The organism is Arthrobacter psychrochitiniphilus (assembly GCF_003185915.1).
Lineage (GTDB): Bacteria > Actinomycetota > Actinomycetes > Actinomycetales > Micrococcaceae > Specibacter > Specibacter psychrochitiniphilus.
This window is the reverse complement of the sequence record NZ_QHLZ01000001.1, coordinates 782,031-793,994: the sequence shown is the minus strand read 5'-3', so window position 1 is coordinate 793,994 and position 11,964 is coordinate 782,031. Positions and strand designations below refer to the sequence as shown.

Sequence of the window (11,964 nt, the reverse complement as noted above, 5' to 3'; positions counted from 1 at the left end):
ACTCAAGCCACTCGGCAGTCTCCTCCGGATCACGATCAGGTAGCTGGTTAGTCAACCCGCTAAGGATATGGGAGTTCTCGTCACGCTGAAGCATTGGTATCTCTTTCCGCGGGGCCTTCACACAACTTAACTTTGGTGAGGCGTGTGTAGTTTTACCCGCCACCCGTTCGTCATCGAACGGGGTTGGCTGGGTTGGGCTTGGTTGAGCACCCAGATGATTATTATCATTATGTGAAAACAAAATATTGTATCTTGAGAATACTGCGCCTGATTGTGTGACGCAAGACGCGTGGTGATGTGACAGGGGCCTCGAGAGTGTTTTCGCCGAAAAACAGTGGATGTGTCACTTCACAAGCACCACCGCCCGGGCTACAGTCAGCCACAACATCCCCACATGCAAGGAGCACAGATGAACACGCAAAAACCGGCCGCTAAGGTCATGGTCATTACGGGAGCCGGATCCGGGATTGGGCGGGCAGTGGCTCGCCGTGCCATCGCTGAAGGCTACAAAGTAGTGCTGGCTGGCCGGCGATCAGCGGAACTGGCAGAAAGTGTACCCAGCGCCCCAAACGCACTGCTGGTACCCACAGACGTCACCGACGTGGATGCTGTTAGGACATTATTTGAGCGCGCAGTGGAACACTTTGGCCGGGTGGATGTTCTATTCAACAATGCAGGCATGTTTGGCCCCTCCGGGGCAGTGGATGAAATCTCCCTGACCGGCTGGAATGACACCCTGGCTGTGAACCTTACGGGATCCATGTTGTGTGCGGCGCAGGCCGTCCGCACCATGAAATCTCAGACTCCTCACGGTGGGCGGATCATCAACAATGGGTCCATTTCCGCTCACTCGCCTCGCCCCAAATCGGTGGCTTACACGGTGAGCAAGCATGCCATCAGTGGACTCACCAAATCGATTGAGCTTGACGGACGGGCCTATGGAATCAGCTGCGGGCAGATCGATATTGGCAACACCGCCACGGACATCATGAACGAATTAGATGTTGCCACGGGTGCCCTGCAAGCTAATGGATCCCTGCTGGTGGAGCCTATGTTCCCCGTGGAGGAAGCGGCCAGGACGGTGCTGTTCATGGCCGGGTTGCCAGCCAGCGCCACCATTGGCCAGTTGGTGATTACGGCGGCAGGAATGCCGTTTGTGGGACGCGGCTAGCGCTCCTGCCGAACTCTTAGATGATCAGCTATCTAGATAGACAACTACGTCGGTGGCCTCCTGGCGAAGGAGGCCACCGCCGTGCTCAGTCACCGTGGGATTACGGCGCTACTAGTGTTCGTTTGCTTTGGGAGTGAGAGGTACTTCTCCCGTGATGGTTATCTCGTTGCCATCGGCATCGATCAATTTGCCGTTCTCGTAGCGGTCACCGTCTTGCAGTGATGCCATAACTTCGGAAGCGACCAAGCGGTCCGTGCCGGCTACGAATACGGAGGCGTTCTCGGAGTTGCCGAACTTCAAGTGGTTGAACAACAGGTTCAGCAAGATGGCTACTACAGCGGCGGAGCTGATGCCTGAGTGGAAGATCGTGGCGAACCATTCCGGGAACTTGTCGTAGAACGTGGGTGCGGCGATCGGGATGATGCCAGCACCGATAGCTGTGGCAACGATGATCATGTTCATGTTGTTTTTGTAGCTCACAGTGGACAACGTGCGGATACCGCTGGCTGCAACCGTACCGAACAGAACAATACCGGCACCGCCCAGGACGGGCAGCGGCACTGCGGCCACAACGCGGCCCATGACGGGCAGAACACCCAAGATCACCAGGATGACGCCACCGGCTGCCACTACAAAGCGGCTCTTGATGCCGGTAACGGCAACCAGGCCCACGTTCTGAGCGAAGGCGCTCTGTGTGAACGAACCGAAGACCGGTGCAATGACGCTGGCAGCCATGTCGGCGCGCAGGCCGTCGCCGAGGCGGCGTGAGTCAACCTTGGTGTCCACGATGTCGGCAACAGCCAGGATGTCAGCAGAGGTTTCCACCATGATGACCAGAACCACAATGAACATGGAGACAATGGCGGCGATATGGAAGGTGGGCATGCCCAGGTGGAACGGTGTTGGGAAGGCAACGATGGGGCCGGTGCTTACCTTGGAGAAGTTAGCCATTCCCACAGCGACGGCGATCAGGGTGCCGATGACGATGGCCAACAGGATGGAAAGACGGGAGATGGTGCTATTGCCTACCTTGCTCAACAGCAGCACAATGACCAGAGTCAGGGCGGCGAGACCAATATTGGCGACACTGCCGTAATCTTCCGCCTTCCTGTTTCCGCCCATGGCCCAGTTAGCTGCCACCGGCATGAGCGACAATCCGATCACCGTGATGACGGTACCGGTCACCACCGGAGGGAAGAACTTGATGATCTTGGAGAAAATCGGAGAGATCAGCAGACCAAGTGCCGAGGAGACTATGACGGCACCAAAAACACTCTGGATGCCTCCACCACCGTTGACAATAGCCACCATGGTGGCCACCCCGGCAAACGAAACACCCTGCACCAAGGGGAGCTGGGAGCCGAAGAACGGCAGACCCAAGGTCTGTAAGAGAGTGGCAAGTCCACCCATGAACAAGCAGGCTGCAATGAGCAAGCCAATGTCTGCCGGGTCCAGACCAGCGGCCTGTCCAACAATCAGTGGTACGGCAATGATGCCACCGTACATGGTCAGTACGTGCTGGAATCCGTAGGCAAAACTTGCCCCGATTCCTAGTTTCTCGTCCTCTGGCCGGGTGGGGGCTACGGCGGTGGATCGTGAATTCTTGGTCATAGCGGACCTCCTTGTCTGCTTACCTTCATCAAACGTCAGCCCACTTTTGGAGATGACGTGCGGGGTGGGCGGGGGATTGGAGCCCCGCCCACCCCTGGCCATTATGGCCGTGGGCTGACGTTCAGCCGCTAATTTCTAGCAGAAACCTGCTACGCCTTCCCAGACGTTGCCTGCATCGCTGGCGTTGTCGCGGGTGACGGTGGCTTCGATCAGACCGTACGGACGATCTGCTGCGAAGAACACTTCGTTGGGGTTGTCCTGGCCGAACGGAGACAGATCCACCAAGAAGTGGTGCTTGTTCGGCATGGAGAACTTCATTTCGTCGATCTCGGGGTGCGCTTGTAGAACCTTGGTGCCCATTTCGAACAGCGTGGTCTGGAGTGCGTGGGAGAAACCTTCGGTGAAGCCTTCTAGCAGGAGAGACTTGACGCTTTCGTAAGAAGCGTTGAAATCGAACTCTGCAGAGATCGCATCGGCATTGAAGCGCCAGCGTGCTGCCACGTCGGTGGCGAGGATGCGATCGCTGGTCTCGGCCAAGGTGGTGAACTTGTCAACCGGGAAACCGGAGAAACCTGACTGGGTGGACTTCAGGACGGTGAGGTCCTTCAGGCCGGCGAGAACGTGGGTGCTCTCGCCATCCTTGACCACAACAGCGGTGCGGACTTCCTGGTTGCTCTTGACGAAGGAGTGATCGTGTTCCTTGCCGTTGGCCTGGATACGGTTCCATGCGTACTGCTCGGCTGCCCAGCGGCCGCCAGTTACCCAATCGAACTCGCTGGTGAAGTGTGCGCCGAGGCGAAGCAGGAATGCTTCGGGGGAGCCCACTCCGTCGCGGGCAAAGCCGTAAACGGTGTTCTTCTGAGTGTCAGTGGGAACCACGTGGCCGTTGTCGCCATCGAGGTGGGCGGCCTGGAAGTCGCCGCGCAGCTGCGAGGTGACATTGAGGTCTTCAATCTCGTGGCGGTCAGTGTCGCGAGTGATCTTGACGAGGCGAACTTCGGCCTTGCCGTACTGGTTGGCGCCCAGGATTATGTTGTTATCGCTCATGGTATTAACTTCCTCGATATGTTGAATAGGCGAATGGACTCAGGAGCAGGGGCACGTGATAGTGCTCCTGGCTAGCCTGAACCGCAAAGGTCAGCGATACCTCCGGGAAGAAGGTGTCCGTCTTGATGCCGGCGAAGTAGGCCTGAGTGTCAAAACGCAACTGGTACGTTCCGCTTTGCAGTTTCTCAGGGCCAAGATCTTTCACCCGCCCGTCAGCATCAGTGGTGCCCGACGCAATCTGGAACCATGCCTCGCCGTCGCGGGCATAAAGCTCGACGGCGACACCTGCAGCAGGTTTCCCCAGTGCGGTATCCAGAATGTGGGTGGTTATATGGGAGACGCTCACGCGCTCATCACTCCTTCGAGCCGCAGCACAGCGATTTCTCGCAGCTGTTGGGCAACTATGAGGGCTTCTTCAGCTGCGGTGTTTTCCATCCGCTGGTGAAGGGTTTTTATGATTTCCTGTGGGCTGCGTCCTGCAGCCCGGATCAGGAAGACTTGGTCAAATTTGGCTTCGTAGGCTCGGTTGCCTTCGGCGAGTGCCGTAGCGATCTCTTGATCGGCGGGATCTACGCCGGACTGCTCTTGACGCGACAATGTGGCTTCTGCGCCAGCTCCGGTTGCCCGTTCGCCGATTCTGGGGTGGTGGGCCATAGCAGAGGCCACTTCCTCATCGGTGAATGGCTCTGCAGCAGTCCGGGCACAGTAGAGTAGTTCGGCATTGCTAGAGAACGGGCGGGCATCGATGATCTCGTTTACCCAGCGTTCAATATCAATGCAGGGCTTCAAAACTGAGATCAGTTCTGCAGGTTCTGCGCTGTTAAAGTCTTCAAGCATCATCGCTTGCATTCCTCGCGAGTCAGTGCTGGCATCCACGGTGTCGGCTATACGAGAACAACCAAGTTATTTTCGTATCGTGGAACTGTTATTTCAGCATATGAATAGTGAACCGCATCACAGGTGAGATGTCAAACACAAATTTCAACCCTTAGGGTGCCTCTTGTTCATCTTGGGTTGCACTGGGGGGCACTCTTGCGGATTTACGCGCTTGTGCTGGCACAATGACCGGCATGGCATTGACGGGCCGCGGGGCCTCCACTAAGTTATTTCATAGAGCAAGATTTGAATTTCACTTTATGAAAACTTAGGAGCGACATGACTACCCCCCTTACGCCCGGAACGATCGCACCGGCCTTCACCCTGCCCGATGCACAGGGCAACGCTGTCAGCCTCTCGGATTACGCAGGCCGCCAAGTCATCGTGTACTTCTACCCCAAGGCTGCCACCCCCGGGTGCACCACTGAGGCCTGCGATTTCCGTGACAGCCTCGCGGCATTGCATAGCGCAGGTGTGGAAGTTGTCGGCATCTCCACCGATCCGCAGGAAGCTCTTGTCGCATTCACGGAAGAATTTAACCTGAATTTCCCGCTGCTCTCCGACGAAGCACACGAGGTTGCCGAGGCTTGGGGCGCCTGGGGCGACAAGGTTGTCAACGGTAACGCCATGGTGGGGACCTTGCGTTCAACCGTGGTGGTCAATGCCGATGGCACCGTCAAGAGCGCCGAGTACAACGTCAACGCTGATGGCCACGTGGCACGCCTGCGCGAAGAACTTCTAGGGTCATAAGACGGGTCTCCCGCACTCCCAACGCACCGCACTCAAACGCTCCAGCACCCCAGGTGCTGGAGCGTTTGAGCTTACATCCTCCGAGATTTAACTCGTTGGAGTGTGTTTGCGCGCCAGTTGCGCAACCGTTCGCCGATAAAACCTCCTCACTTTACGTCCGAGTGCCGGCCACTGTCCCGCAGTAGCTCCGGTCCTGGCTGGATCCGATCCGGGCCCGGCTGCTGGCCGAACTACGGTGCCTTTTTTCGCAGGGGCGGTCTTTGTGGCTAAGCTTGCAGCCGACACGGCGCACTTGGTGGAAAGTAGCGCAGCGTGAAAGCAACCCCACAGGAAATTAACGAAAGTGCCCGAACGCCCGGCCGCATCAAGGGGTCATGATGACCTAGAAATTGCAGATTGTGCACGAATCCGAGATCGAGGGTATCCCGGTGCAGGTCTTTGACGCGGCGATCCTCCGGCGGATGCAGGGATTCTTTGCCGCCGCAGGATCTGGCGTTTCCGGCAGTAAAGTGAGCCCTTTCTGCGGACCTGACGCCGCGGGAACACCAAGCTTTTGAGCTCGTGGTGGTGGTGGCGAAATTACGGGTGGCAAGCCACAGTCAAACGATCGTGCGAGCCCGCGAGGCAGGCCAGAGGGAAGCTGGCATCGGGTAGCTGGCCCCTGCCGATTCCCGTCTCGTTCCTACTTGCCCTCGGGATTCACTTTCGGTGGCTCAGGAAAGCTCTAGCTACCCAGCTTCAGCGCCGACCAGCCACCCGTGCCGATCTGCTCCTTAGAACCCCAAGAGTTGCGCAGGATCGGGTAATACAAGAGATTGCCGCTCGAGGAGCGGGCAAGAACGCCGTAACTGCCCGCGCCTACGTGATTGGCGATGCCAGATAGATGAGTCATGGAGCCCCACCCGGTCCCCACCTGGCGGCGGGTTTCACTGATGAATCCACCGGCGCCATTGCCGCGGTAGAGCAGCAACTTTCCAGCCGTGCTGCGAGCCAGCAGGTCTTGCCTCTTATCACCGTCAAAGTCGGCGGCCATGATGGTCAGCGATCCCCAACCTTGGCCAATCTGCTGGCGCGCACCGAACCGGACGCCGTCAAGGTTTGGGTAGAGAAATAGCTGTCCGGTGGTACGGTTTTTCGCGACGATAGACGGGTATACCGAGCCGGACTTCCACTTCGTAATGACTACGTCAAGCGGTCCCCATCCTGTACCGATCTTTTGCGCAGCCTTCAAAGTGCCGTTGGTCTGGCCGAAGCTAACTGTGAGCCGGCCATCGGACCATACCGCGACCAGGTCTTGGATGCCGTCGTTGTTGTAGTCCACCACTGTCAACTGCTGAACTCCGGCCCAACCCGGTGAGATGAACTTGCTCTGCCACAAGTCGCCTCCTTTGGCGGAAGGGTAGACGTACAGGCTGCCGGCGGAGTTTACGGCGGCGATGTCGCCTGCTGCAAAGACAGGGCCCGAATTTGGTGCAGGGGTGCTTGGTGTAGGGGTGCTTGGCGCCGGGGTACTCGGAGCAGGGGTTGGCAATGTTGCCGGGTACCGGGCCAAATTGCCCGCAACCACGCTCATGCCGCTCCAGCCAGCCTTGCTGGTCTTGACGTAGCCCAGCCCAAAGTCAGTGAATCGTTTATCCATCAGCGCTGCGCGGTGGCCGGGGGAGTTCATCCACCAGTCAACAATCTGTTCGGCCGTGTTGTTGATGCCGATAATTTCCGAGTAAGTGTCAAAACCGGCAGGGAGAATAGAAGCACCGTAATCCGGGCGATGCAGTTTGGCCATGTCCAGCGTGTCAGCGTTGATTTGTCCGTTTAACTTCAGGACCCACTCTTGTGAGCCGGCGCTAATGGCCGTGTTTAGGACCAGCGGGGCCGCTCCGTTTTGGGCTCGGTAACTGTTGGCCCTGGCCAACACCTTCGAGGCAAAAACGTCTTTGGTATCGGGGACGTAGATGCCGGATAGTGCTCGAGCTACAGGACTCTTGGCCGGTGTAGTTGCGGCGATGTCTGCCGTCATGATGGGAGACGAGGACGCAACAGCCGCCCCGGTTTCCTCAGCAGGAGCCGGCTCAGCACCCGTGCTCGTGGTGGCGGCGGGTGACGCGGTCGGTGAGGGATCCGCCGTCGTACGTGGGGTTGAAAAGGGTGCGGCGGAAGAGGTTGGTGATGGGGTGGAAGGGGGTGCCGGGGATTGCGCCAGAGCAGGTGAGAACCCCGAGGTCGCAAGGACAGCCGACGCCGCAACGGCGCACAGCAGAGAAGCAATTTTTCGCATGGTGAATCCCCAGAGAACGCGATAGGTCGTGGCATCTTCGAGACAAGGATGCTTTTTCATCCTATCCGAGCCGCCGATGTCTGCTGGATCTGCTGGCTTTGCTACCCACAACGGCTGGGATCACTTCAAAACCATTGGGTGAGCCAGATCTCTGCGATGGTGGCCGCCGCATCGGACGCTATGGCCGACTACCAGGATCCGAACCTCATTGGCCTGCGCACGCAGGACGCCATGTACCGCTTCTTCGGCCGCCGAGCCACCGCCACCGGCTACGCAGGAGCCCGGGACGTGGGCGCGCCGGAAGGGTGCCGCAGGGCATGGCAGGCCTCGCCATGAACATCGTGGGCATCACACTTATGCTGGCTGGCCTGCTGGGACTGCTCCAGCGTGCCAGCGCTCGGGCACCCGTTGTGAGCAGGATCGCCGCCTGGCCCGGGATGTGACGGGGGTGCGGATCTGCATCCTGACCATGTTCGACGACGACGATTCCGTGTTCGCCTCCAAGCTCGCCGGGGCGCTGGGGTACCTGCTCAAAGGCGCCGACATTGACGGGATTGAACGCGCGGTGCGGGCTGTGGCTGCGGGAGAGGCCCTGTATTCGGCTGCGACTGCCCGGCGCATGCAGGCATTCTTTGCCGCTTCCTCCGGCGGTGGGCACGCCCAGGCCCTTGCCGCCCAACCGTGTCCCGGGTTGACGCCCCGGTAGCGGGAAGTGCTAGAACATGTGGCGCGCGGTCAAACCAATGCGCAGATTGCGGCAGCGTTGGGATTGCGCCCCAAAACAGTGCGCAACGTGGTCTCATCCCTGTTGGCGAAACTGCGGGTGGATGGCCGCGGCCAGGCCATGGTGCGGGCCAGTGATGCGGGGTTGGGCGGCTGACGCTTGCCGGTTCTGCGGCTCAGGGGTCAGTCGGGTAGGAGGCGGTTCGCCATGCGCTGGATTTGGTCACGGAACGCGCCCAGCACGGCTTGCACCGCTGGTGACCGGAGCGATTCTGCCCGGGCCGCAACCCAGAACTGCACTCTCTGCTCAACCTCCTTGGGCAGGACCCGGACCAATCCGTCCTGCCCTTCTGCCATAAACGCCGGCAACATCCCAATGCCGGCGTTGGCCCGTACTGCCTCAATCTGCGCGAAGACGCTCGTGGCTTGAAACTGGGCCGTGTTCACGGAGCTTGCTGTGAGCGCAGAGTGAGCCGTATCCAGAGGGCGGGCAGGGCGCTGCAGGGCCAGCTCTGAGACCTGCAACGTTGTTTCCACGTAGGAAATAGAGCGGTGGTTGCCCAGCTCGGCCACGGAGGCCGGCAATCCGTGTGTCTGGGCGTAGCCTGTTCCAGCATAGAGCCGCAGTGAATAGTCGCTCAGGTGGAGGGTTTCGGCCCGGCCCGCCTCCACACTTCCGGCCACCACTTCCAGATCCATCCCTGACCGGTTTTTGCTCAGCCTGCGGGTTGCGCTGAGTAGTTCCACCCGCAGCGATGGATGCTTCAGTTGCAGCCTTGCAAGGGCGGGCGTTGCAATGAGTGCGCCAAAGCCGTCGGAGGTGCTGATCCGCACAACCCCGGACACAGCATCCACCCCGTTGCCAAGGCCGGAGGTCAACTGGCCCAGGCTCTTCTCTATCCCTTCGGCGGCGGTCACTGCTGCCCGGCCCAGCTCTGTCAGTTCCCACCCGTGCGGGGTCCGCTCCAAAGTGCGCCCACCCAATTGTTGCTCCAAGGCCAGAATGCGGCGCGAGACAGTGGTGTGGGTGGTCTTGAGAGCGTCGGCTACTGCGGTAAACCGCCCCAGCCGAGCCACTGTGAGCAGAATCAGCAGATCATCCGGGCTGGGAAACCGTGGGAAATCCGCCATGCCACCACTTCCTTCCAGAGACCCGCAGAGGCCCTCATAGAGAGAGCTCATAGTGAGGCGTGCAGAGTGCCCCGCGGAGGTGCCGCCAAGTCAACCAAGGCTTCATTGTGCAAAAATGCACATGCACTCTGCTGATTTCAGCCTTGTTTGCACCCTATCAGGGTGTGATGATGGTCATAGCCGGTCAATGTCGGGGCCTTGGGACATAATGGGAATTGGGCGCAAGGGAGCATTCAAATGGCAGTTGTGGCTTGGATTGGTTTGGGCAACATGGGCGGGCCCATGGCTGCCACCAATGCTGCCACCACGGTCAAGGCCGGGCGCGTCGGGCACACCATCCGCAGCTTCCGCGCGGGCAAAGCCCCTGGCCGGAAATATTATCTCCAGGGGAGGGGCCGCCACAGGCCAGGAGCCGTTCCTGGAGAGCGCCTCCCTATAGACCGCGTACTCGCAGAACCCTTCCCTTCAGAAAGCCTTGGCCTGGGCAAACAAGTGTTCTGGGATATTGGCTCGGTATCCGCCGGCGACAGCTGGGCTCTGCGCACCTGGTATCCCATCTCCGGAGTTGTCCCCACTTCCGCGGCCAACAGCAACTTCGCACCGAGCTTGACCGCAGAGTTGGCCAACAAGGACGGGGGGTTGGCCCTTGCAGCCGGCCCAAGCGCCAACACTCCCTTGGGAAGAGGTGAGCCCGTCCAAGCGATGCTCCAACGCCTCACCCGCCAACGCCTCACCCGCCAACGCCTCACCCGCCAACGCCTCACCCGCCAACGCCTCACCCGCCAAGGCCAGGGAACCAAGGATTGCACTCAGATCGTCTTCTTGGTGGATGGCTCCCTGCCGGAGCTTGCCTTCCGTGAATAGATAAGGAAAATGCCATGACTGAAATTCAAGCAGCTGTCCGTGATTGGCCCATGTGGATTGGGGGAGAAGAAGTGGCCTCCTCCAGTTCGGCGTGGCGCACAGTGATGAACCCTGCCCGCCGAGAAGCTGCCATTGCGCGGGTTCCGGCCGGTAATGAGGCAGATGTGGACCGGGCTGTGGCCGCCGCCCGCGCAGCCTTCCCGGCCTGGCGCGCCCAGCATTTCACCGCTCGAGCCAAGGCCCTGCTGGACATTGCGGACGAGCTCGAAGTCCGTTCCGAGGAATTTGCCAGACTCACGGCGCTGGATACCGGCAACGCTTTGCGCACACAGGCCCGCCCCGAGGTCACTGGCCTGATCACGCTGTTCCGCTATTTTGCCGGCATTGCCGGGGAGGTTAAGGGAACCACTTTGCCCGCAGGTGAGGATCAGCTCCAGTACACCCGTCTTGAACCTCTTGGCGTGGTCGCGGCCATCCTGCCGTGGAACTCGCCGCTCATGATCGCCGCCTTCAAGATCCCCGCCGCACTCGCAGCAGGCAACACCGTCATCATGAAGGCCGCCGATGACGCTCCGCTCACCATTTTGCTGCTGGCCGAGGTGTGCAACAAACACCTGCCGCCCGGCGTCGTCAATGCCATGACGGGCCGTGGTGCGGTCATCGGCGAGGCACTGGCCAAGCACCCGGGCGTGGACAAGGTCTCCTTCACCGGCTCCACCGAAGTAGGGCGCGGGGTGGCCTCCACGGCAGCAGCACGTCTGGCCCACATGTCCTTGGAACTCGGCGGTAAAAGCCCCTCCATCGTGTTCCCTGACGCTGTGGACGAGGAACTCATCGATGGATTACTGACCGCCTCTCGGTTTACTAGGCAGGGCCAAAGCTGTACCGCCGGCTCCCGTCTATTCCTCCATGAGGACATTTACGAGGAAGTCCTGGCCCGTCTCAGTGACAAGCTCGGTGCGCTCAAGGTGGGTGACCCACTTGACGAGGAGAGCGATATGGGCGCCATCATCAATGCCAAACAACATGCCTCCATCTCCGCCTATCTGGATGAAGGCCGCGCCACGCCCGGCATGAAAGCCGTCCTGGGAGGCAGCGCCCCCACCGAGGGGCCACTGGTGGAGGGCTACTACCACCTGCCCACAGTCTTTAGCGGAGCACGGAACGGGTTCCGGCTGGCACAGGAAGAGATCTTTGGCCCCGTGCTGGTCGCCATCCCGTGGAGGGATACCGAGGAGGTCATCAGGATGGCCAATGACACCAGCTACGGTCTCGCCGCCTATGTATGGAGCCACAACCTGGACAATGCGTTGAATACGGCCAACCGGATCGAGGCCGGCTGGGTGCAAGTTAACCAAGGTGGTGGGCAAGTGGCAGGCCAATCCTATGGAGGATACAAGCAAAGCGGCATGGGCCGAGAAGTATCTCTAGAAGGCATGCTGGCCGGATTCACCCAGACCAAACAGATCAATGTGCGTTTACGTGCGGTGCCCCGTGGATAAGCCGGGCCCGGTGG

The 11,964-nt window shown here is 59.9% G+C and carries 16 protein-coding genes; 10 read left to right on the top strand and 6 right to left on the bottom strand.

Going from position 1 to position 11,964, the window contains the following annotated elements; translation table 11 throughout:
- The first annotated feature begins 409 nt into the window (after positions 1-409).
- Positions 410-1,171, top strand: a complete 762-nt coding sequence (locus CVS29_RS03425) for an SDR family oxidoreductase (RefSeq protein WP_110104881.1) — start codon at positions 410-412, stop codon at positions 1,169-1,171.
- A 111-nt stretch (positions 1,172-1,282) separates the two neighbouring features.
- Here CVS29_RS03425 and CVS29_RS03420 read toward each other — a convergent pair whose 3' ends face one another.
- The 4 genes from CVS29_RS03420 to uraD form a co-directional block, all read right to left on the bottom strand.
- On the bottom strand, positions 1,283-2,782 hold the full coding sequence (locus CVS29_RS03420; protein WP_110104880.1) for a nucleobase:cation symporter-2 family protein: 1,500 nt from the start codon (positions 2,780-2,782) through the stop codon (positions 1,283-1,285).
- A 135-nt stretch (positions 2,783-2,917) separates the two neighbouring features.
- On the bottom strand, positions 2,918-3,829 hold the full coding sequence (gene pucL, locus CVS29_RS03415) for a factor-independent urate hydroxylase (protein ID WP_110104879.1): 912 nt from the start codon (positions 3,827-3,829) through the stop codon (positions 2,918-2,920).
- 4 nt (positions 3,830-3,833) lie between these two features.
- On the bottom strand, positions 3,834-4,175 hold the full coding sequence (gene uraH, locus CVS29_RS03410; protein WP_110104878.1) for a hydroxyisourate hydrolase: 342 nt from the start codon (positions 4,173-4,175) through the stop codon (positions 3,834-3,836).
- The gene (gene uraD / locus CVS29_RS03405; RefSeq protein WP_110104877.1) at positions 4,172-4,669 is read right to left on the bottom strand and encodes a 2-oxo-4-hydroxy-4-carboxy-5-ureidoimidazoline decarboxylase; all 498 of its coding nucleotides are present in this window, start codon (positions 4,667-4,669) and stop codon (positions 4,172-4,174) included. Before uraD ends, uraH begins: the two co-directional genes overlap by 4 nt.
- A gap of 315 nt (positions 4,670-4,984) precedes the next feature.
- Here uraD and bcp point away from each other — a divergent pair, with 315 nt between their 5' ends.
- Together bcp and CVS29_RS18340 are read left to right on the top strand one after the other, a co-directional pair.
- Positions 4,985-5,455, top strand: coding sequence for a thioredoxin-dependent thiol peroxidase (gene bcp, locus CVS29_RS03400; RefSeq protein ID WP_110104876.1), 471 nt, complete (start codon positions 4,985-4,987; stop codon positions 5,453-5,455).
- 398 nt (positions 5,456-5,853) lie between these two features.
- A complete protein-coding gene (locus CVS29_RS18340; protein ID WP_170120881.1) occupies positions 5,854-6,012 on the top strand; it encodes a hypothetical protein in 159 nt (52 codons plus the stop codon).
- A 167-nt stretch (positions 6,013-6,179) separates the two neighbouring features.
- Here the strand turns inward: CVS29_RS18340 and CVS29_RS03395 are convergent, their stop codons facing one another.
- Positions 6,180-7,472 carry a CAP domain-containing protein gene (locus CVS29_RS03395; protein ID WP_211315083.1) on the bottom strand — a complete coding sequence of 431 codons (1,293 nt, stop codon included), beginning with the start codon at positions 7,470-7,472 and terminating at the stop codon, positions 6,180-6,182.
- On the opposite strand from CVS29_RS03395, the gene CVS29_RS18610 reads away from it, so the two are divergent.
- From CVS29_RS18610 to CVS29_RS03380, 5 genes are all read left to right on the top strand, one after another.
- A complete protein-coding gene (locus tag CVS29_RS18610; protein WP_211315082.1) occupies positions 7,459-7,755 on the top strand; it encodes a hypothetical protein in 297 nt (98 codons plus the stop codon). The two genes, CVS29_RS03395 and CVS29_RS18610, sit on opposite strands and share 14 nt — an antisense overlap.
- Positions 7,756-7,868: 113 nt before the next feature.
- Positions 7,869-8,066, top strand: a complete 198-nt coding sequence (locus tag CVS29_RS03390; protein WP_146212985.1) for a hypothetical protein — start codon at positions 7,869-7,871, stop codon at positions 8,064-8,066.
- The gene (locus CVS29_RS19060) at positions 8,048-8,173 is read left to right on the top strand and encodes a hypothetical protein (protein WP_257032394.1); all 126 of its coding nucleotides are present in this window, start codon (positions 8,048-8,050) and stop codon (positions 8,171-8,173) included. Before CVS29_RS03390 ends, CVS29_RS19060 begins: the two co-directional genes overlap by 19 nt.
- Positions 8,170-8,436, top strand: a complete 267-nt coding sequence (locus CVS29_RS03385) for a response regulator (RefSeq protein WP_110104873.1) — start codon at positions 8,170-8,172, stop codon at positions 8,434-8,436. Before CVS29_RS19060 ends, CVS29_RS03385 begins: the two co-directional genes overlap by 4 nt.
- 6 nt (positions 8,437-8,442) lie before the next feature.
- A complete protein-coding gene (locus tag CVS29_RS03380; protein WP_110104872.1) occupies positions 8,443-8,610 on the top strand; it encodes a response regulator transcription factor in 168 nt (55 codons plus the stop codon).
- Between the two features lie 26 nt (positions 8,611-8,636).
- Here CVS29_RS03380 and CVS29_RS03375 read toward each other — a convergent pair whose 3' ends face one another.
- Positions 8,637-9,584, bottom strand: a complete 948-nt coding sequence (locus tag CVS29_RS03375; RefSeq protein WP_110104871.1) for a LysR family transcriptional regulator — start codon at positions 9,582-9,584, stop codon at positions 8,637-8,639.
- A gap of 237 nt (positions 9,585-9,821) precedes the next feature.
- Here CVS29_RS03375 and CVS29_RS03370 point away from each other — a divergent pair, with 237 nt between their 5' ends.
- Together CVS29_RS03370 and CVS29_RS03365 are read left to right on the top strand one after the other, a co-directional pair.
- On the top strand, positions 9,822-10,448 hold the full coding sequence (locus CVS29_RS03370) for an NAD-binding protein (RefSeq protein WP_245932028.1): 627 nt from the start codon (positions 9,822-9,824) through the stop codon (positions 10,446-10,448).
- 14 nt (positions 10,449-10,462) lie between these two features.
- Positions 10,463-11,950: an aldehyde dehydrogenase family protein gene (locus tag CVS29_RS03365; RefSeq protein ID WP_110104870.1), complete on the top strand. Its 1,488-nt coding sequence runs from the start codon at positions 10,463-10,465 to the stop codon at positions 11,948-11,950.
- The last annotated feature ends 14 nt before the right edge of the window (positions 11,951-11,964 follow it).

Excerpts from the sequence above, each read along its gene's own strand:
- CVS29_RS03375 (WP_110104871.1), bottom strand. The coding sequence starts at position 9,584 with ATGGCGGATTTCCCACGGTTTCCCAGCCCGGATGATCTGCTGATTCTG.
- pucL (WP_110104879.1), bottom strand. The coding sequence starts at position 3,829 with ATGAGCGATAACAACATAATCCTGGGCGCCAACCAGTACGGCAAGGCC.
- CVS29_RS03370 (WP_245932028.1), top strand. The coding sequence starts at position 9,822 with ATGGCAGTTGTGGCTTGGATTGGTTTGGGCAACATGGGCGGGCCCATG.
- bcp (WP_110104876.1), top strand. The coding sequence starts at position 4,985 with ATGACTACCCCCCTTACGCCCGGAACGATCGCACCGGCCTTCACCCTG.
- uraD (WP_110104877.1), bottom strand. The coding sequence starts at position 4,669 with ATGATGCTTGAAGACTTTAACAGCGCAGAACCTGCAGAACTGATCTCA.
- CVS29_RS19060 (WP_257032394.1), top strand. The coding sequence starts at position 8,048 with ATGGCAGGCCTCGCCATGAACATCGTGGGCATCACACTTATGCTGGCT.
- CVS29_RS03420 (WP_110104880.1), bottom strand. The coding sequence starts at position 2,782 with ATGACCAAGAATTCACGATCCACCGCCGTAGCCCCCACCCGGCCAGAG.
- CVS29_RS18610 (WP_211315082.1), top strand. The coding sequence starts at position 7,459 with ATGTCTGCCGTCATGATGGGAGACGAGGACGCAACAGCCGCCCCGGTT.
- CVS29_RS03425 (WP_110104881.1), top strand. The coding sequence starts at position 410 with ATGAACACGCAAAAACCGGCCGCTAAGGTCATGGTCATTACGGGAGCC.
- CVS29_RS03395 (WP_211315083.1), bottom strand. The coding sequence starts at position 7,472 with ATGACGGCAGACATCGCCGCAACTACACCGGCCAAGAGTCCTGTAGCT.
- CVS29_RS03365 (WP_110104870.1), top strand. The coding sequence starts at position 10,463 with ATGACTGAAATTCAAGCAGCTGTCCGTGATTGGCCCATGTGGATTGGG.